General features: G+C 60.3%; 17 protein-coding genes. 9 read left to right on the top strand and 8 right to left on the bottom strand.

Annotated features, from left to right (window positions below; translation table 11 throughout):
- The first annotated feature begins 8 nt into the window (after positions 1 to 8).
- Together ACEN8R_RS05790 and ACEN8R_RS05785 are read left to right on the top strand one after the other, a co-directional pair.
- On the top strand, positions 9 to 824 hold the full coding sequence (locus ACEN8R_RS05790) for a gamma-carboxygeranoyl-CoA hydratase (RefSeq protein ID WP_007940935.1): 816 nt from the start codon (positions 9 to 11) through the stop codon (positions 822 to 824).
- Complete coding sequence (locus ACEN8R_RS05785) at positions 824 to 2,779, top strand: acetyl/propionyl/methylcrotonyl-CoA carboxylase subunit alpha (RefSeq protein ID WP_495624625.1); 1,956 nt, start codon at positions 824 to 826, stop codon at positions 2,777 to 2,779. The genes ACEN8R_RS05790 and ACEN8R_RS05785 overlap by 1 nt, the downstream gene beginning before the upstream one ends.
- Positions 2,780 to 2,818: 39 nt before the next feature.
- Here the strand turns inward: ACEN8R_RS05785 and ACEN8R_RS05780 are convergent, their stop codons facing one another.
- Positions 2,819 to 3,484 carry a LexA family protein gene (locus tag ACEN8R_RS05780; RefSeq protein ID WP_495624624.1) on the bottom strand — a complete coding sequence of 222 codons (666 nt, stop codon included), beginning with the start codon at positions 3,482 to 3,484 and terminating at the stop codon, positions 2,819 to 2,821.
- A gap of 129 nt (positions 3,485 to 3,613) precedes the next feature.
- Between ACEN8R_RS05780 and ACEN8R_RS05775 the strand changes: the two genes are divergently transcribed.
- Positions 3,614 to 3,955: a DUF6124 family protein gene (locus tag ACEN8R_RS05775; RefSeq protein ID WP_018925456.1), complete on the top strand. Its 342-nt coding sequence runs from the start codon at positions 3,614 to 3,616 to the stop codon at positions 3,953 to 3,955.
- 481 nt (positions 3,956 to 4,436) lie between these two features.
- The gene (locus ACEN8R_RS05770) at positions 4,437 to 5,588 is read left to right on the top strand and encodes a M14 family metallopeptidase (protein ID WP_018925455.1); all 1,152 of its coding nucleotides are present in this window, start codon (positions 4,437 to 4,439) and stop codon (positions 5,586 to 5,588) included.
- A 62-nt stretch (positions 5,589 to 5,650) separates the two neighbouring features.
- On the opposite strand, the gene ACEN8R_RS05765 is transcribed toward ACEN8R_RS05770, so the two are convergent.
- A complete protein-coding gene (locus ACEN8R_RS05765; protein ID WP_026286359.1) occupies positions 5,651 to 6,097 on the bottom strand; it encodes a winged helix-turn-helix transcriptional regulator in 447 nt (148 codons plus the stop codon).
- A gap of 96 nt (positions 6,098 to 6,193) precedes the next feature.
- On the opposite strand from ACEN8R_RS05765, the gene ACEN8R_RS05760 reads away from it, so the two are divergent.
- The gene (locus ACEN8R_RS05760) at positions 6,194 to 7,525 is read left to right on the top strand and encodes an MFS transporter (protein ID WP_495624623.1); all 1,332 of its coding nucleotides are present in this window, start codon (positions 6,194 to 6,196) and stop codon (positions 7,523 to 7,525) included.
- On the opposite strand, the gene ACEN8R_RS05755 is transcribed toward ACEN8R_RS05760, so the two are convergent.
- The 5 genes from ACEN8R_RS05755 to ACEN8R_RS05735 form a co-directional block, all read right to left on the bottom strand.
- Positions 7,418 to 7,963: a cytochrome b gene (locus ACEN8R_RS05755; protein ID WP_018925452.1), complete on the bottom strand. Its 546-nt coding sequence runs from the start codon at positions 7,961 to 7,963 to the stop codon at positions 7,418 to 7,420. The genes ACEN8R_RS05760 and ACEN8R_RS05755 overlap by 108 nt on opposite strands.
- Complete coding sequence (locus ACEN8R_RS05750) at positions 7,960 to 9,051, bottom strand: catalase family peroxidase (RefSeq protein ID WP_495624622.1); 1,092 nt, start codon at positions 9,049 to 9,051, stop codon at positions 7,960 to 7,962. Before ACEN8R_RS05750 ends, ACEN8R_RS05755 begins: the two co-directional genes overlap by 4 nt.
- Before the next feature lie 122 nt (positions 9,052 to 9,173).
- On the bottom strand, positions 9,174 to 9,938 hold the full coding sequence (locus ACEN8R_RS05745; RefSeq protein WP_495624999.1) for an enoyl-CoA hydratase-related protein: 765 nt from the start codon (positions 9,936 to 9,938) through the stop codon (positions 9,174 to 9,176).
- Between the two features lie 57 nt (positions 9,939 to 9,995).
- Entirely contained in the window at positions 9,996 to 11,330 is a 1,335-nt protein-coding gene (locus ACEN8R_RS05740) for a ferredoxin reductase domain-containing protein (protein WP_495624621.1), read from the bottom strand.
- On the bottom strand, positions 11,327 to 12,889 hold the full coding sequence (locus ACEN8R_RS05735; RefSeq protein ID WP_495624620.1) for an amino acid adenylation domain-containing protein: 1,563 nt from the start codon (positions 12,887 to 12,889) through the stop codon (positions 11,327 to 11,329). Before ACEN8R_RS05735 ends, ACEN8R_RS05740 begins: the two co-directional genes overlap by 4 nt.
- A gap of 294 nt (positions 12,890 to 13,183) precedes the next feature.
- Between ACEN8R_RS05735 and ACEN8R_RS05730 the strand changes: the two genes are divergently transcribed.
- Entirely contained in the window at positions 13,184 to 13,690 is a 507-nt protein-coding gene (locus ACEN8R_RS05730) for an RNA polymerase sigma factor (RefSeq protein ID WP_086945058.1), read from the top strand.
- Complete coding sequence (locus ACEN8R_RS05725; RefSeq protein ID WP_018925446.1) at positions 13,687 to 14,439, top strand: anti-sigma factor family protein; 753 nt, start codon at positions 13,687 to 13,689, stop codon at positions 14,437 to 14,439. The genes ACEN8R_RS05730 and ACEN8R_RS05725 overlap by 4 nt, the downstream gene beginning before the upstream one ends.
- A 12-nt stretch (positions 14,440 to 14,451) precedes the next feature.
- On the opposite strand, the gene ACEN8R_RS05720 is transcribed toward ACEN8R_RS05725, so the two are convergent.
- On the bottom strand, positions 14,452 to 15,288 hold the full coding sequence (locus ACEN8R_RS05720; protein WP_018925445.1) for an IclR family transcriptional regulator: 837 nt from the start codon (positions 15,286 to 15,288) through the stop codon (positions 14,452 to 14,454).
- 243 nt (positions 15,289 to 15,531) lie between these two features.
- On the opposite strand from ACEN8R_RS05720, the gene ACEN8R_RS05715 reads away from it, so the two are divergent.
- Together ACEN8R_RS05715 and ACEN8R_RS05710 are read left to right on the top strand one after the other, a co-directional pair.
- Positions 15,532 to 16,557 (top strand): ABC transporter ATP-binding protein, encoded by a 1,026-nt coding sequence (locus tag ACEN8R_RS05715; protein WP_064618870.1) that lies wholly within the window; start codon positions 15,532 to 15,534, stop codon positions 16,555 to 16,557.
- Entirely contained in the window at positions 16,554 to 17,423 is an 870-nt protein-coding gene (locus tag ACEN8R_RS05710; RefSeq protein ID WP_018925443.1) for an ABC transporter permease, read from the top strand. Before ACEN8R_RS05715 ends, ACEN8R_RS05710 begins: the two co-directional genes overlap by 4 nt.
- The last annotated feature ends 4 nt before the right edge of the window (positions 17,424 to 17,427 follow it).

The raw sequence follows: 17,427 nt of genomic DNA, 5'->3' as shown, positions 1-17,427 counted from the left end.
AGAAAACCATGAGCGACTTCAATACCCTTGAGCTGCAGACCGATCCCCGTGGTTTTGCCACCCTGTGGCTCAGCCGAGAAGAAAAGAACAACGCATTCAACGCCGAAATGATCCGCGAACTGATCCTCGCGCTGGATAAAGTGTCGAGCGATGCCAGCCTGCGTTTTCTGCTGATCCGGGGGCGCGGCAAACATTTCAGCGCCGGTGCCGATCTGGCCTGGATGCAGCAATCGGCCGAACTCGATTACCACACCAACCTTGATGACGCCCGGGAACTGGCGGAGTTGATGTACAACCTCGCCAAACTGAAAGTCCCGACGCTGGCCGTGGTGCAGGGCGCGGCATTTGGCGGTGCACTGGGCCTGATCAGTTGCTGCGACATGGCGATTGGCGCCGACGACGCGCAGTTCTGCCTGTCGGAAGTGCGAATCGGCCTGGCGCCAGCGGTCATCAGCCCGTTCGTGGTGCAAGCCATTGGCGAGCGTGCGGCGCGGCGTTATGCCTTGACTGCCGAACGTTTCGGCGGGCAACGGGCTCGGGAAATCGGCCTGTTGTCAGAGAGCTATCCGATGGCTGAGCTGGAGCAGAAAGTCGATCAGTGGATCGACAATCTACTGCTCAACAGCCCGGCAGCCATGCGCGCCAGCAAGGATCTGCTGCGTGAAGTCGGCAACGGCGCGCTGACTCCGGCGCTGCGCCGCTACACCGAGAATGCCATCGCCCGAATTCGCGTCAGCCCGGAAGGCCAGGAAGGCCTGCGCGCCTTCCTGCAAAAACGTTCGCCCACCTGGCAAGCCGAAATCACCCTCAAGGAGCCGCGTTGATGAGCGCACCTGTTCTCACCACCCTGCTGGTGGCCAACCGTGGCGAAATCGCCTGCCGGGTGATGCGCACCGCCAAGGCTCTGGGCCTGACCACTGTGGCCGTGCACAGCGCCACCGACCGTGACGCCCGGCACAGCCGCGAAGCGGATATCCGCGTCGATCTGGGCGGCAGCAAAGCCGCCGACAGTTACCTGCAAATCGACAAACTGATCGCCGCCGCGAAAGCCAGCGGTGCTCAGGCAATTCATCCCGGTTATGGTTTTCTCTCGGAAAACGCCGGGTTCGCCCGGGCGATCGAGGCGGCGGGCCTGATTTTCCTCGGCCCGCCCGCCTCGGCCATCGACGCCATGGGCAGCAAGTCTGCGGCCAAAGCCTTGATGGAAACCGCCGGTGTGCCGCTGGTGCCCGGCTATCACGGCGAAGCCCAAGACCTCGACACCTTCCGCGATGCCTGCGAACGCATCGGTTATCCGGTGTTGCTCAAGGCCACGGCGGGCGGCGGCGGTAAGGGCATGAAAGTGGTCGAGGACGTCAGCCAACTGGCCGAAGCCCTGGCCTCGGCGCAGCGTGAAGCACAATCGTCGTTCGGCAATTCACGGATGTTGGTCGAGAAATACCTGCTCAAGCCACGTCACGTGGAAATCCAGGTGTTCGCCGACCAGCATGGCAATTGTCTGTACCTCAACGAGCGTGACTGCTCGATTCAGCGTCGTCATCAGAAAGTCGTCGAAGAAGCACCCGCTCCAGGCCTGACCCCGCAATTGCGTCGGGCCATGGGCGAAGCCGCCGTACGCTCGGCTCAAGCGATCGGCTATGTGGGCGCCGGCACCGTGGAGTTTTTGCTGGATGCGCGCGGTGAGTTCTTCTTCATGGAAATGAACACGCGCCTGCAAGTCGAACACCCGGTGACCGAGGCCATTACCGGCCTCGACCTGGTGGCCTGGCAAATTCGTGTAGCCCGCGGCGAAGCGCTGCCGATGACACAGGATCAGGTGCCGCTGATCGGCCATGCGATCGAAGTGCGGTTGTACGCCGAAGACCCGGGCAACGATTTTCTGCCGGCCACCGGGCGCCTGGCGTTGTACCGCGAATCCGCCGAAGGGCCGGGGCGTCGTGTGGACAGTGGCGTCGAAGAAGGCGACGAGATTTCGCCGTTCTACGACCCGATGCTTGGCAAGCTGATTGCCTGGGGCGAAGACCGTGAACAGGCGCGGCTGCGATTGCTGAGCATGCTCGAGGAGTTTGCCATTGGCGGGCTGAAGACCAACATCAACTTCCTGCACCGGATCATCGGCCACCCGGCGTTTGCCGCCGCCGAACTGGATACCGGGTTCATTCCGCGTTATCAGGAACAACTGCTGCCAGCACCTTCGCCGCTCAGTGATGAGTTCTGGCAAGCGGCGGCCCAGGCGTTTGCGCAAAGTCAGCCGGCTGTTTTGCGCGCCGATGATCCGAGTTCGCCGTGGGCCTTCAACAATGGTTTCCGTGCCGGGTTGCCGACAGAAATCACCCTGCATTTGAGTTGCGAAGGGCAAGACCGGGCGCTGACCCTGGGCAATGCCGACATGCATACCGCACGGCTCAAGGGTGAATACCTGCTGACCGAGCACAGCGGTTTGCGCCGCCAGCACCGGGCCATCCGCCGTGGCGATGCGCTGTATCTGCAATGGGACGGCGAGCTGCGCCGCATCGAGTCGTATGACCCGATCGGCGCCGTCGAAGCCAGTCACAGCCATCAAGGCGGGCTTACCGCGCCCATGAACGGCAGCATCGTGCGGGTGTTGGTGGAGGTCGGGCAAACGGTCGAAGCCGGGGCGCAACTGGTGGTGCTGGAAGCGATGAAGATGGAGCACAGCATTCGCGCGCCCCACACCGGGGTAATCAAGGCGTTGTATTGCCAGGAAGGCGAAATGGTCAGCGAAGGCAGTGCGTTGGTGGAGTTGGAGCAAGCGTGAAATGAAGATCGGTCCTACGCGTTGCGAGGACCGATCCGATTAGAATTTGGCAGTCGCCTGAACCACCACGCCGATGATTCGGCATTCCTCGGTGTAAAGGGCTTTCGGATACGTCGGATTGAGCGGGACCAGGTAACGCTGCCCGCCCTCTTCGATCAGTTTGCGAAAGACCGCCTCGGCGCTGCCGGGCCATTGGGCGATCACCAGTTTGCCAGGCTCCGGCACGATCGCCGGGTCGACCAGAATCAGCATGCCCTCGGCAATGCTCGCTCCCGTAGGGGCGGTCATCGCATCGCCGACCACCACCAGCCAGAACGCCGCGCCCTGTGCGTGGTAATCGGACAGCTCGAAACGTGGCTTGCTGACAGCCAGCGAAGTACCGTAGGTCGATAGCTCGCCGTCGCGCACCTCCCCGTTTTCCCGCCAGTCACTGACCGGGTAGCGAAAGTACGGGTTGTACTTTTGCGCCAGGGAGATCTCCTCATCCTCTGAGGGCAGCGGCTCCCTGATCACCATCGCCACTTCCAGATAGTCCATGCCGAGCGCCCGCAAGACACGATTCATCTCTGCGATGCCGGGCTGACGACGTTTATTGAGCCAGTGGCCGACGCCACCCTGGGACATCCCGATGCGCTCGGCGAGTATTTCCTGAGTGACTTTGAGTTCACTCATTTTGGCCTTGACCAATTCAATCCATTTATCCATGTGCGGCACGATACGTGGGGTACTCCGACCATCAAAACACAAATTGTAGTATTAAAACTGAAGACACAAATACAGTAAGTACTAAGCTGGGCTCACGGATTTGAATTTCTCACGGAGCTCGCCATCGTCATGACCATCCCCAGCAATACCTTGCCCGATATGCAAATCGACACCAGCCTCACCTCGCCAAAAGGCTCTGCCGCGGCGCAGCGCGCACTGGACTATTACTTGAAACCAGCTGTGTCAGAAGTAGCCAGCGAAGAACGTTTCTTTGATGTGAACCGTAACATCAGCAGCGAAGAGGCGCTGGTCCATGCTTCGGATCTGCTGCGGTGCGCCGTTGCCACCGCGCATGAGTCAGCCAACCAACTGCAGGGCGCAAGCCGGGATCTGGCGTTTTCGACGGTGCACATGATCGACATGGCCAAGGCGATGGTCGAACGGGCCCTGGAGGGCAATCAGAACAATTGAGGCGGGAGCATATTGGAGGAGGACAGGAAAATTTTTCCAATCGCGCAGGTAGAAACATTTGACTTGCAAATGATAATGATTATTATTGCATCAACTGGTCGCGAGATCAGTCGATAGTCCAAGAGACCTTAGGTCGGACTCCTGGACTATCTCCTCATCAGGCTAATCACGGTTTTTGACCCGGCTTTTTGCCGGGTCTTTTTTTTGCCAGTCAGGCTGGCTTTGGCTTCAGGCTAATGAAGTCTGTAGGTGCTGCAAAATTCGATTGGCGCGGATGATATCAAAAGAATATCTACTGCCAAGAGAAGCCCGGCAGCACTGGGCCAAACTAACGAAAAATAGCACTTGAGAATCAATTGCGCAGTCTCTAAGCTGCATCGGCGTCAAGGAGGACGCCCCCTTTTACCCCCGTAATTTCCCCCGGTTTCTCCCCTCTTGCGTGTAAAGTAGCAGCCATAAAAATCGTATTCAGGAAATGATTATGGCCGGGGCTAAATCTTCTTTCGACATCAGCGCTAACTTCGACAGCGGCAACATTGATGTGCTGGACATCAGCAATCCTCTGCAAGCATTGCTGGCCATCAGGCCAGACACTCGCAGCCAGCATTTCCAGTGGTTCCATTTCAAGGCCAGCGGCCTGCATGTGGGTCAGGAGCATTGGTTTCGTCTGAACAACGCCAGCAAATCCTCATACAACAAGGCCTGGGATGGTTATCAGGCGGTGGCGTCCTACGACCACGTCAACTGGTTCCGGGTGCCGACCATCTTCGAAGGCGACTGCCTGCGTTTCAGCCTTGAAGCCACTGCCACCCATGCCTGGTTCGCCTACTTCGAACCCTACAGCCGTGGCCGTCACGACTGGCTGATCGAACAGGCACTGACCAAGGCCGGCACCGAACTGTTGGCCACCGGCAAGAGCGTTGAAGGTCGTGACATCCAGTTGTTGCGCAAAGGAACTGGCGGCGAAGGCCAGCGCAAGGTCTGGATCATTGCCCAGCAACACCCCGGCGAACACATGGCCGAATGGTTCATGGAAGGCGTGATCGAACGCCTGGAAAAACATGACGACCCGGTGCTGAATAAGCTCCTGGCCAGCGCCGACCTGTACTTGGTGCCGAACATGAACCCGGACGGCGCCTTCCACGGTCATTTGCGCACCAATGCCATGGGCCAGGACCTGAATCGCGCCTGGCAGAACGCCAGCCAGGAAATCAGCCCGGAAGTGCTGTTCGTTCAGCAGCAAATGGAAAAATACGGCGTCGACCTGTTCCTCGACATCCATGGCGATGAAGAAATTCCCTACGTGTTCACCGCCGGTTGCGAAGGCAACCCCGGCTATACACCGCGGATCGAAAAACTCGAAGAGCGCTTCCGCAGCCATCTGAAGCACCTGACCAAGGACTTTCAGACCAAACACGGCTACACCCGCGACGAACCGGGCAAAGCCAACATGACCCTGGCCTGCAACAGCGTCGGTCAGAAGTTCGACTGCCTGTCCTTTACCATTGAAATGCCCTTCAAGGACAACAACGACGCGCCGAATGCGCTGACCGGCTGGTCTGGTAAGCGTTCGAAGCAGTTGGGCAAGGATGTGCTGACGACCATTGCCGACATGGTCGATACCTTGCGCTAATCACCCTTGGACAAAAGATCGCAGCCTTCGCAGCTCCTGCAAGGCTGCGATTTTTTGATGTTTTACTCAGCCGGGATCCGCACACAATCCTGGGGCCCCAACAGCCGCCCATCCTCGGCGCGCAATTCCAGCGGCCGCACCGGTCGACCGTTCTCACGATCGACAACCTGCGAATGCGCCTCCCCCGCCTCATAGAAAAACGCCTCGCCCCACTGCCGCAACCCGATGATTAACGGGAACAAGCCTTGGCCCTTCTCCGTCAGCACATATTCCTGATACGCGCTGCCATCCGACGCCGGCACCAGATCGAAAATCCCGTGGGCCACTAATGTGCGCAGGCGTGCCGAAAGAATGTTCTTGGCCATGCCGAGATTGCGCTGGAACTCACCGAAGCGTCGCAGACCATCGAACGCATCGCGCACGATCAATAGCGACCACCAATCCCCAATCGCATCCAGTGAACGAGCGACCGGGCATTCGGCGCCTTCCATGCTTGTACGTTTAACCATGACCGCGTCCGCCGGCAACCAATGTGGTTGCAATATAAAACCAGACTCCTTACCGTACAACTGGTTTTATATTGCAACCACACAAGGAAGCCTGTGATGAAACCTGACCACCCGTTAAGCGGCGCCGTGGTGCTGCTGTTTGCCGTCGCCTGCGGCCTGGCCGTCGGCAATGTGTATTACGCACAACCATTGCTCGATGCCATGGCCGAAGCCTTCGCCATGGACCCGGCAACCATCGGTATCATCATCACCCTCACTCAGATCGGTTATGGCGTGGGCCTGTTGTTGCTGGTCCCTCTGGGGGATCTGCTCAACCGCCGCCGATTGATCGTCTTGCAAACCCTGCTGTCGGCACTGGCCTTGTTGATGATTGCGTTAGCGCCGAGCAGCACCTGGCTGTTGCTCGGCATGGCGCTGACCGGGTTACTGGCGGTCGTTACGCAAGTCCTGGTGGCCTACGCCGCGATGCTGGCCATCCCGGCGCAACGTGGACGTGTGGTAGGCGTGATCACCAGCGGCATTGTCGTCGGCATTCTATTGGCACGAACGGTGGCCGGCGGCATGGCCGACCTGGCTGGTTGGCGTTCGATTTATCAGCTGTCCGCCGGGTTGACCCTGGTGATGGCGCTGCTGTTGTTTCGTGTGCTGCCCAGGCACGAAGACGCGCGACCGGATAGCGCTTACGGCGCGTTGATCGGCTCAGTCTTCACGTTGTTCAAGGAAGAACCGGTGTTGCGTCAACGGGCCATCCTTGCCCTGCTGACGTTCGCCAGTGCCATGGTGCTGTGGACCCCTTTGGTATTGCCGTTGAGCGCCCCGCCGCTTTCACTGTCCCACACCGAAATCGGACTGTTCGGGCTGGCCGGGGCTGCCGGCGCACTGGCCGCCGCTCGCGCCGGGCATCTGGCCGATCGTGGCCTGGGTCAATGGACCAGCGGACTGTCATTGTTGCTGATGCTCGCCTCATGGCTGCCCATCGCCCTCACTCAATCCTCGCTGTGGGCGCTGCTGCTCGGGGTGATTACGCTGGATCTGGGTTTGCAGGCCGTTCATGTCACCAGCCAGAGCATGATCTACAGCGTGCGCCCCGAAGCGCAAAGCCGACTCACCGCCGGCTACATGCTGTTCTATTCGATCGGCAGCGCCTTGGGCTCTATCGGTTCGACGGCGATGTATGCCTGGGCCGGCTGGATCGCGGTGTGCTGGCTGGGTGCGGGCATCAGCGCCGTAGCGTTGATCTATTGGTGGCTGACGCTCGCCGCCAAAACACCCAACACCTGTGGCAAGCCCCCTCGCCACAGTTATCGGCAGTCCCCCGACTCACCCACGGTCCCTGCCCCGCAACATGCTGTCCAGTACCTCATCGCGGCGCACCCAACCGTGAAACAACGCCGCCGCCAGGTGCAGCAGCACGGTCAGGAACAGTAGATACGCCAGATACCTATGTGCCTTGCGCAGGAATGCAAACACCTGCGCATTCGCCGGCAGGATCGACGGCAGTTGCAACGAGCTGCTGAGCATCACCGGATCGCCAGCCGCCGATATCATCGCCCAGCCCAGCAGCGGCAAAATCAGCATCAAGGCGTACAGCAAGACATGCGAAGCCTTCGCCGCGAGCACTTGCCAACCCGGCAAGTCCGCCGGCAGCGGTGGTTGCCGGGTCGAAAAACGCACGGCCAGACGCACGACCACCAACAGCAGAATGGCGATGCCCAACGGTTTGTGCAGGTGGATCAGCCACTCGTGACGCTCGGACACCGAGGCCACCATGCCGGCGCCGATGAACAGCATCGCGATGATCATCAGCGCCATCAGCCAATGCAGCAGCCGCGCCAGGGGAGCGAAATGGTTCGGTTGAGCGCTCATTGATGAGCCTCCTGCTTGGCGTTGGGCAACTGATTCACTTCGCTGGTGCGACGCAGATAGGAATTGGCATAGCCCGCTGAACGAGCGGCGAGCAGCGGGTCGTCGGAGCCTTCGATACCGCTGGGCAATACCAGTGGGTCGTAGTTGATGTCACGGCACTCGCCATTGAGTTGTGGCTGGGTGCTTTCGAGCACCAGAGTGCCGGCGTTCACAACTTTTCGGTCGCTGGGCCAGGCCTTGCTCGCGTCGTTGACCGGGTCCCCAGAGTTCGCCAGGGTGATGTTCAACTGCCAACGCAGCGGTCCGGCGGACAAACGCTGAACCAGATCCTTCTCCAGAAAGTCAGCGCCCTCCGGTGCCGTCGCGCCCGCCGCATCCTGAGCAACCGGGGTCATGCTCCAACGCACCGCTTGCCGCTGCCCCGCTGCGTTCACCAGGTAAAACGCATTGACGCTGTTATACGTCTCGGTCGCATAACTGGCAGAAGGTTTGGCAGTCTTGATCCAGGCAAGAAACGGCGCGGCTTCCGGGTGAGAACCGAAGAACGCCGGCACCGCCGCAGGATTCGGTTTGCCGGTGGCCGGGTCCGGTGACTGCGCCTGTTGCAGCTGATAGAACGCCTCGGGCGTGCCCACCGGGAACACCGGCATGCTGTTCATCCCGGTGCGCCACTGCTGACCGTTGGCCTGGGTAAAGCGCAACGCCAGGCTGCGGATCGGCACGCTGTTGTCCGGTGCGTAAGGGTTGCCGGCAGGCAGCGCGAAACGCCCGACCACCGGGGTCCGCGCTTCATTGAACACTTGGGCGCTGGAATACTCGCGCACCTGGCCGCTGCTCTCGAAATGCCCGATAACGCACACCCCTTTGGCGTGGTTACGACGGAACCCCGGGTGCACGCCGTTGTTTTTCTCCAGCACATTGATCAACGCTTTCGGCGTCAGGCGCTGTGGGTCGAGTGTGCCGTTGACGTAGGCAAAAGCCCCGGCCAGCGCGGCGACCACCACGGCAATGCCGGTCAGGCGCAACGTCAGGCTCGCGGTGCTCAGGGGCGGCCGAGACGGCCCTGTTGTAGATGAGCGATCAACCATGAAAGTCTCCGGGGCCATAGGCCACAGGGGGAAAGAGCTATGAGACGAACGTCACGTAGGATTATTCCCCCTGAACTGTAGTTTCTTTCAAAGCACCGCTAGCGACGAATCCTCAAGGTTGGTCAAACCGGGTTAAAACTCGGCTCACGCTTCTGCAAAAAAGCCTGCATACCTTCCTGTTGCCCCCCCGTGGCAAACAAACCATGAAACACTCTTCGCTCGAAAAGAAGGCCATCGCGCAATCCTGACTCCAGTGCCCGGTCCACTGCTTCTCGCGCAGCCAGTGTGGCGGTTTTGGCGAAACCGGCAATGATCTGCGCTGCGGCCAAGGATTGCTCCAGCAGATCGCTGGCAACGATGACCCGCGACACCAATCCTGCCCGCTCGGCCTCTTCGGCCGACATCGAGCGTCCGGTCAAAATCATGTCCATGGCCTTCGACTTGCCGATCAGGCGCGTGAGACGTTGGGTCCCGCCCATTCCAGGCATCACCCCCAACCTGATTTCCGGTTGGCCAAAACGAGCGTTATCCGCAGCAAAGATCAGATCGCACATCATGGCCAACTCACAGCCGCCACCGTATGCATAACCGGCAACAGCGGCCAGCTTGGGCGTACGCAACGCGGCAAAGGCTTCCCAATCGGCGAAATAATCCTCATGGACCATGTCCAGGTAAGATTTTCCGTACATCTCCTTGATGTCGGCACCCGCCGCAAAAAAATCCGCTGTCCCGGTGATCACGAAACAGCCGACTCCGGGGTCGCGGTCCAGCCGTTGCAAGGTGTCCAGCAGTTCGCGCATCAGGGCCGAACTCAAAGCATTCCTGGCCTGCGGCCGATTAAGACGAATCAATACGACTCGATCATGACGTTCGATCAATGTGTGCATGGTGATCTCATTAAATAGATGTGAAATGTTTGAATGAAAAAACGCTCTTGGCACACTTCAGGAATCCCAGATTGCGCCATACGCCGGAATGCCCCGCCCCTCCATTTCCTCAACCACTCGCTGGGTGAGCGTCTGGTTCGAAATGCAGATCACCGCCTCGGCACCGAACGAGCGAACCGCGTCATAAGCCAGTTGCACAAGGTCTGGCTTGCCGAGCACATCGGTGTCCCAGATCAAGGCATCAGGATTGGCCCGCAGGATCTCTTCCACCAGTTCGTCACCGTAGGTTTTTCGCGGGCTGCGGGTCGACCAGACCAGCCGTATCGGTACTTGCCTGGCCAACAAATGGGGCAACACCGGGCCGATGCCGCTGCCCGTGGCGATGTACACCACCGATTTGAACAGGGTTTCGATGTGCGCCACGCCAGCGGTGGTAATGCCTTTGACCCAGACATGCGTCGGCATTTGCTCGATGAACTCGCCGGTCCAATCACCTGCCCGGGAAATGATCAGGCGAAAACCCGCTTCACCCGGTGCGGGAATATTGGCAAAGGAATGCCACTCCATCAGCGGGTTGAGACTGATGGCGTTGGAGGAGCCGGCAAACGGCGTGACATGGTCAAAACGGGCTATTACCGCATGAGAAGAAGGCCTGATCAGTTGCACCGGCACTTTGCGCAGACGAAACCATGGCAAGGCGATGCTGAACGTCAGCACAATCAGCATCCAGAATGCCACCGACGTCGACAGCGCCTCGCTCACGGAGGCCTGCGGGTTCTGGTCCCGGGTAAACAGAACGCTCCATACCCAGAACAGGGCAAGTGCGGTCCACCCACCAAAGCGGTGCATTCGCTCGAAGCCGTTGTGAAAACGCCCGCGAATCCGCGGGTGAGCCATGACGGCCACCAGCAGCAAGATCCCCAGCAACCCGGTGCTCACCCCGAGCAGCGCCAGGGAAACGCCGCCCAAGCTTTCAGTCCAATGCCAGGCCAGGGAGCCGATCAACACCGCGAACCAGCCAATCGCCGCCAGCGCCCCGCCACTGTGCAAGCCGCCGAAGTGGTAAACCTTGGCCAGTGAGCGGCGTATCGCAAGCGGCCAGGAAGTGGGCGCCCGGGTTGCCAGCCAGAACAGCAGATTGATGATGTATTGCTGGCGAATCAAAATCGCCAGCGACAGATTCGCCACCACCAATCCCGACAGCGCCTCAAGGACTATCCCCGTGGATGTCCACCACTGCCCGGCGGTCAACCCATGCGCCAGTGCCGCGATATTGAGTGCAAGCACCAACGCTACGAGGCGGTTGTAATGCGAAAATATCGGCAACGTCCCCAATCGCCGCCACAGCACGCGCTTGACCGGCAGCGCGGTATCCGGATTCCCCCCCTTCATGCGCCCACCCCTTGCCGGGTCGTCGCGTCGGCCTGGTGCGTCATCGCCCACTCCAGCAGCAAGCGTTTGTCGACCTTGCCGCGTGAGGTCAGCGGAATGTGCTCCACGGCGAGGATCAGCGAAGGGACGCAATAGTAGGCAAGCCGCTCTTCACAGCGTCGTCTTGCATCATCGATGTCCGTGGTAACGGGATAGACGAAGGCCACCAGATGGCGACTGTCGAGTTTCAACGTGACCGCCCGCTCGCAGCGATCAGATGACTCCAGAGCCGCAGAAACAGAGTCGAGCTCCACCCGAAACCCTCTGACCTTGACCTGATCATCGACACGTCCCAGGTGTTCAAGTTCGCCGTTCGCTGTCCAGCGCCCCAGATCACGTGTGCGAAACATCATCCGGCCCTGCCCCAGAAACGGATCGGGCCGATAGCGTTCGGCGGTCAGCGTCAGGTTACTCAAATAACCGGCGGTCACACAGTCGCCGCCAGCCCACATCTCACCTTGCTCACCCACCTGACAGAGCTGGCCCGACTCATCCAGCACGTACACCGTGTTGTTGGGCGTGGGTTTGCCGATCGTCAATGCACCTGCGCCCCTGTAATGCTGCATGGTGTTGACGATCGTGGTTTCGGTCGGGCCGCAGGCATTGTAAAAAGTGCAGAACGAGGACCAGCGATCAGCCAGGGGCTGAGGGCAAGGCTCCCCGGCAAGGGCCACGACCTTGACTTGCTGGCAACGCAATGGATCGAGTGTGCCGAGTATCGAAGGTGTAGCGATCAGCACGTCGCATTGTTCGGCCGTCTGGGCGATGTCCTTGCCACGGATCATCAAGGTCGCACCATGAGCCAGGCTCCCGAGTATTTCCCAGGCCGCCATGTCAAAGGCGATGTTAAGTATCTGTCCGACCTTGAGCCCAGGCCGCATGCCGAGATTGCCAGGGGCTGTCAGCAAAATATTGCACACATTGCGGTGGGTCACCCGAACCCCATTGGGCAGGCCGGTGGTGCCGGAGGTAAACAGCACGAAACACAACCTGTCCGGGGTCGATGACAGCGAACTGGCCACATTCAGGTCATCAGCGGGTGTTGACGCAACCTCCATGAACTCATCGAGGCAAATGCAGTGTTGCTGCGACGTCAGGGGAATTCGCGACTCGAGGCTCGACAGTGTCAGCACCACCCGCGTCGAGGCCACGTCCATGATGTGGCGCAATTGCGCGGTGGGAGTAATCCCTACGTGCTGAGGGATGTAGGCAGCACCCACTTTCAATGCGGCCAACATTCCCACCAGCATCGGGATCGAACGCTCCACAAACAAGGCCACGTGATCGCCCGGGGCGACGCCCTGCTGACGCAACAGCGTGGCCAGTCGGTTGGCCTGCCGGTTCAGTTCACCGTAGGTGATGGCTTCGCCCTCACAATGGGCGGCAATGTCCTGAGGTCTGGCGGCGGCTTGCGCCTCGATGGCGTGATGGATCAGAAGATACTCAGGCTCAACCGTCGGCCCACGACCGAACTGCGGCCACACGTCATGGGTGTTGTTGTCCGGAAGCAGCGAACACATCGATGCCGACTCAAGGGAAATTTTGCACTCTTGCATGTTAAAAATTCTCTTCAGGCTCAATATTTACGTTCAAGCACGGGTGGTTCTGCGCAGCCTGGTGAGAGGCTGGGCTGACTGCCTGAGCTTGCTGCATGGGTTGAGCCGCGAAGTTCGATGCCATTACATGGATTACAAACCCCTCAGAAATCTCCTACACAAATAAGTAATGGTTTTCCCCGACGAAGGAATAAACCACAGTGGCCGGCGTCCTTCTTGTCAGTGCCATTCATCACAGCCAGAGAACACGCCATTTCCATGAACAACATCGACGGACAATTGCGTGAAATCATTCCCAGGCTGCGGCGCTTCGCCGTATCGCTGACGCGCAACCCCAGCAGCGCCGACGATCTGGTGCAGGCAAGCCTGGAACGAGCGCTGTCGAATTGGAGCGCTAAACGTCCGGAGGGCGACCTGCGGGCCTGGCTGTTTTCGATTCTTTATCGGCAGTTTCTCGACGCCCACCGCCGCTCCCGGCGGTATGCGCGGATGCTCGAATTCTTTACCGGGCGCGACGATGCACAGCCTTCGGTAGAACGCACGGTAATCGCCCAGTCGACCCTGCAAGCCTTCGATCAGCTCAACACCGAACAGCGCGCGCTGCTGCTCTGGGTATCGGTGGAAGGCTTGAGTTACAAGGAGGTCGCCGAGATTCTCGACGTCCCCATCGGCACCGTGATGTCACGCCTGTCCCGCGCGCGTCAGGCCTTGCGCCAGCTCAGCGACGGCGAAATCACCCGCCCTTCCCTGCGGAGACTCAAATGATCAGCCTGCCTCCCAACGAGCGTGACCTGCACGCCTACGTCGATCACCAACTCAGCGATGCCGACCGACATCAAGTGGAAATTTATCTGGCCGGCAACGCCGAAGTGGCCGCACAAGTACGCGCCTGGCAGCAAGACGCCCAACAATTGCGCGCAGCCCTGAGCGGCGCCTTGCAGCAACCGGCCAACCCGCAACTTGACCCGGCGCTGATTCGCCAGCGCCTCAAACGCCAGTCTCGCCGTCATCTGGCCAGTGCCGCGATGTTGTTGATTGCGGTCAGCGTCGGCGGATTGGGCGGTTGGCACGCGCGGGAGATGACTCTGGTCAGCCCCCCACTGCCGATGGCCGATGCGATGCAGGCCTACCGACTGATTGCTCAGCAAGGCATGCTGCCGGCGGATTACCAAGTCAGCGACGATGGCGATATGCAAGGCTGGCTCGACCGCTATTTCAGCCAGGCCCATCGCCTGCCGAACTTGGCGGGGGCAGGCTACAAACCGGTCAGCGGCCGTTTGCTCAGTACCGAACAAGGGCCGGCAGCGATGGTGGTCTACGAAGATCAGGGCGGCCACAAAGTCAGCTTTTACGTCCGTCCGCCGGGACCGAAAAACTTCCTCCTGCCCCGCGGCAGCCGCAGCGACGGCGAACTGCAGGCCGAGTATTGGTCGGATGCCGGGTACAACTACGCGATGGTCAGCCCGAGTGACACACCGGCGGCGCAGATGCTCAAGCAGACACTGAAGTTCTGATCCGGGTTGTGGTCACCCCTGCCCAAACACCTGCGAAGGCCTGCGCAACAGCGGGTCGAACGGGTTGATCCGCGGCCCGATCAACGCCGCTTCGCGCTTGAGCATTTCCACCACGGTCGGCAAACGATCCGGCCCCAGGCGATCACTGATCGTGGCCACGCTCAACGCCGCCACTGCCCGGCCGTCGCGATCGAGGATCGGCACGGCCACGCCGGCCATGCCCTGCAACACGCCGGTGTTGCGCCCGGCGTACCCGAGCGCGCGCACATTCTCGACTTCCGAGCGCAGGAACACTTCGTCATACAGGTGAAAATCCTTGAGCCGCGGCAAGTTGTAGTGAATCACCGTGTCGCGTTCCTCTTGCGGCAGGAATGCCAGAATCGCCAGGCTGCCCTGACCCACGCCGAGCGCCACCCGCCCGCCGATGTCACCGGTAAATGTGCGGATCGGAAACGGCCCTTCACTGCGGTCCAGACAGATCGCATCAAAGCCACTGCGCGCCAGCAAAAACAGCGAATCGCCCAGCGATGCCGATAACCGCAGCAATGCCGGCCGCGCCAGTTCTCGCAGGTTGTTGGTATTGCCGGCGCGGGCCGCCAAGGCAAAAAACTCCAGGCTCAGGCGATAGCGTTTGCTGCGGGCGTCCTGTTCGACCATGCCCTCGTCCATCAAGCTGCGCAGCAAGCGGTGGGTAGTCGGTTGCGACAAGCCGATGCGCTGCGCCAGTTGCGTCACGCGTTCGCCGCCCTCGACGGTGTCACCCAGGCTGCGCAGCACCGCAAACAGCCTTGAGACCGCACCGACACCGACTTCATTTTTGTTTTCATTCCGATCAGTGGAATCTGACATTTGATTTCTCATCAATAAATTTACTCACTGAATAAAACTGAAAATAGTCATCGCTTCAGTGAAATAGGTTATTGAGCCCATCCTATTCTTCGTCCTACTCTGCGTCCATACAGGGGCGATTCGAACAACAACGGCAGCCGACACACGTCGAGCGCCAACACCCCCCGCAATATCTTTTCGTATCTGCCCATACAAAAAAGCGCGCCGTTGGCGACGCATAACAATCTCAGGTGGAGCGCAGTCATGGCCTTTGTGCAGCTTGAAAACCTCGGCAAACGATATGGCGAGATCGACGCAGTCGTCGCCACCAACCTGTCGGTGGAAAAAGGCGAGTTCGTCTCACTGCTCGGCCCCTCCGGCTGCGGCAAAACCACCACCCTGCAAATGATCGCCGGCTTCGTCGAAGTCAGCAGCGGACGCATTGTGCTGGACGGTCGCGACATCACCCACGCCAAACCCGCCAGCCGTGGCCTGGGCGTGGTATTCCAGAGTTACGCGCTGTTCCCGCACATGACCGTGCAAGACAACGTCGCCTTCGGCCTGCGCATGCGCAAAGTGCCCAACGGTGAGTTGCAGCAACGGGTGGACCGAGTGCTGAAACTGGTTCGCCTGCACCAGCACGCCGAGCGTTACCCGCGAGAGCTTTCCGGCGGCCAGCGCCAGCGTGTTGCACTGGCCCGGGCGTTGGTGATCGAGCCGCCGGTGTTGCTGCTCGACGAACCGCTGTCCAACCTCGACGCCAATTTGCGCGAAGAGATGCAGTTCGAAATCCGCCGCATCCAGCGCGAAGTCGGGATCACCACGCTGATGGTCACCCACGACCAGTCCGAAGCGCTGTCGATCAGCGATCGGGTGGTGGTGATGCAGGCCGGGCGCATCACCCAGATCGACGCCCCTTACACCCTCTACGAACACCCGCGCACCGAGTTCATTTCCGGGTTCGTCGGCAAAGCCAATCTGCTGCCCGGTGAGCGGGACGGCGCCGGTGTGGTTCAGGTGTGCAACACCGGCAACGGCGAACTGACGCTAAGCCTGCGCCCGGAGAAAATCGATCTGCGGGAAAAAGGCCATGGCCGTCTGCAAGGCAAGATCGCCAGCCGCTTCTTCCTCGGCAGCCAATGGTTGTACGGCGTAACGACAACCCTGGGCGAACTCTGCGTGGTGCGTCGTAACGACGGCTCGGCGCCACTGGCCGAAGGCACGGCGGTCGGTCTCGACTGGGACGCGGCACTGCTGCGGGTGCTGAGTGTCGACGAGGTGTCGGCATGAATACGCTCGCCGCCATCCGCCAGGGACGCCAAGGGTATGTGTTGTCGGCGCCGGCCCTGGCGTTGTACGTCGGCCTGCTGGCGATCCCGCTGCTGCTGACGCTGGTGTTGTCGTTGAACGTCTTCGACTACAGCTCGGGGATCAACAGCGACGCCTACACCTTCGCCCACTACAGCAGCCTGCTGGGCGACCGGTACTTCTACGAGATCTTTCTGCGCACGATGTGGATCAGCGCCCTGACCACCCTGCTCTGCGTGCTGATCGGCGTGCCCGAGGCCTACATCCTCAGTCGCATGGGCGCACCGTGGCGTTCGATTTTCCTGATTCTGATCCTCACGCCGCTGCTGATTTCGGTGGTGGTGCGGGCGTTCGGCTGGAGCCTGTTGCTGGGCGCCGACGGGCTGGTCAACCAGACCTTGCAAGCCTTCGGTGGCTCGCCGATGAAGCTGCTCTACACGCCGTTCGCAGTGGTGATCGCGCTGGTCCACGTGATGCTGCCGTTCATGATCATTCCGGTCTGGACCTCGCTGCAAAAACTCGACCCGGCCGCCGAGCAGGCTGCGCTGTCACTGGGCGCCAGCCACTTCACGGTGATACGCAAAGTGGTGTTGCCGCAGGTCATGCCCGGCGTGCTCTCCGGCACCTTGATCGTGTTCGGCCTCGCGGCCAGTTCCTTCGCCATTCCCGGCCTGCTCGGCGGACGCCGGCTGAAGATGGTCGCCACGCTGATCTACGACCAGTACCTGTCGGAGCTGAACTGGCCGATGGGCGCCGCGATTGCCGTGGCCCTGCTGTTGCTCAACCTGCTGATCATGCTGTCGTGGAACCGAATGATCGAAGGCCGCTACAAGAAGTCATTGGGATAATTCG

The sequence above is a fragment of the Pseudomonas sp. Pseusp15 genome, assembly GCF_059492165.1.
The sequence above is the reverse complement of the archived record's forward strand: the minus strand, read 5'-3'. Positions and strand labels throughout refer to the sequence as shown.

What these genes read in the sequence shown, in the direction of transcription:
- ACEN8R_RS05755 (WP_018925452.1), bottom strand. Translation starts at nt 7,963, where the DNA reads ATGAGCGCTCAACCGAACCATTTCGCTCCCCTGGCGCGGCTGCTGCAT.
- ACEN8R_RS05770 (WP_018925455.1), top strand. Translation starts at nt 4,437, where the DNA reads ATGGCCGGGGCTAAATCTTCTTTCGACATCAGCGCTAACTTCGACAGC.
- ACEN8R_RS05725 (WP_018925446.1), top strand. Translation starts at nt 13,687, where the DNA reads ATGATCAGCCTGCCTCCCAACGAGCGTGACCTGCACGCCTACGTCGAT.
- ACEN8R_RS05760 (WP_495624623.1), top strand. Translation starts at nt 6,194, where the DNA reads ATGAAACCTGACCACCCGTTAAGCGGCGCCGTGGTGCTGCTGTTTGCC.
- ACEN8R_RS05750 (WP_495624622.1), bottom strand. Translation starts at nt 9,051, where the DNA reads ATGGTTGATCGCTCATCTACAACAGGGCCGTCTCGGCCGCCCCTGAGC.
- ACEN8R_RS05730 (WP_086945058.1), top strand. Translation starts at nt 13,184, where the DNA reads ATGAACAACATCGACGGACAATTGCGTGAAATCATTCCCAGGCTGCGG.
- ACEN8R_RS05745 (WP_495624999.1), bottom strand. Translation starts at nt 9,938, where the DNA reads ATGCACACATTGATCGAACGTCATGATCGAGTCGTATTGATTCGTCTT.
- ACEN8R_RS05710 (WP_018925443.1), top strand. Translation starts at nt 16,554, where the DNA reads ATGAATACGCTCGCCGCCATCCGCCAGGGACGCCAAGGGTATGTGTTG.
- ACEN8R_RS05740 (WP_495624621.1), bottom strand. Translation starts at nt 11,330, where the DNA reads ATGAAGGGGGGGAATCCGGATACCGCGCTGCCGGTCAAGCGCGTGCTG.
- ACEN8R_RS05790 (WP_007940935.1), top strand. Translation starts at nt 9, where the DNA reads ATGAGCGACTTCAATACCCTTGAGCTGCAGACCGATCCCCGTGGTTTT.
- ACEN8R_RS05720 (WP_018925445.1), bottom strand. Translation starts at nt 15,288, where the DNA reads ATGTCAGATTCCACTGATCGGAATGAAAACAAAAATGAAGTCGGTGTC.
- ACEN8R_RS05735 (WP_495624620.1), bottom strand. Translation starts at nt 12,889, where the DNA reads ATGTGTTCGCTGCTTCCGGACAACAACACCCATGACGTGTGGCCGCAG.
- ACEN8R_RS05765 (WP_026286359.1), bottom strand. Translation starts at nt 6,097, where the DNA reads ATGGTTAAACGTACAAGCATGGAAGGCGCCGAATGCCCGGTCGCTCGT.
- ACEN8R_RS05775 (WP_018925456.1), top strand. Translation starts at nt 3,614, where the DNA reads ATGACCATCCCCAGCAATACCTTGCCCGATATGCAAATCGACACCAGC.
- ACEN8R_RS05785 (WP_495624625.1), top strand. Translation starts at nt 824, where the DNA reads ATGAGCGCACCTGTTCTCACCACCCTGCTGGTGGCCAACCGTGGCGAA.
- ACEN8R_RS05715 (WP_064618870.1), top strand. Translation starts at nt 15,532, where the DNA reads ATGGCCTTTGTGCAGCTTGAAAACCTCGGCAAACGATATGGCGAGATC.
- ACEN8R_RS05780 (WP_495624624.1), bottom strand. Translation starts at nt 3,484, where the DNA reads ATGGATAAATGGATTGAATTGGTCAAGGCCAAAATGAGTGAACTCAAA.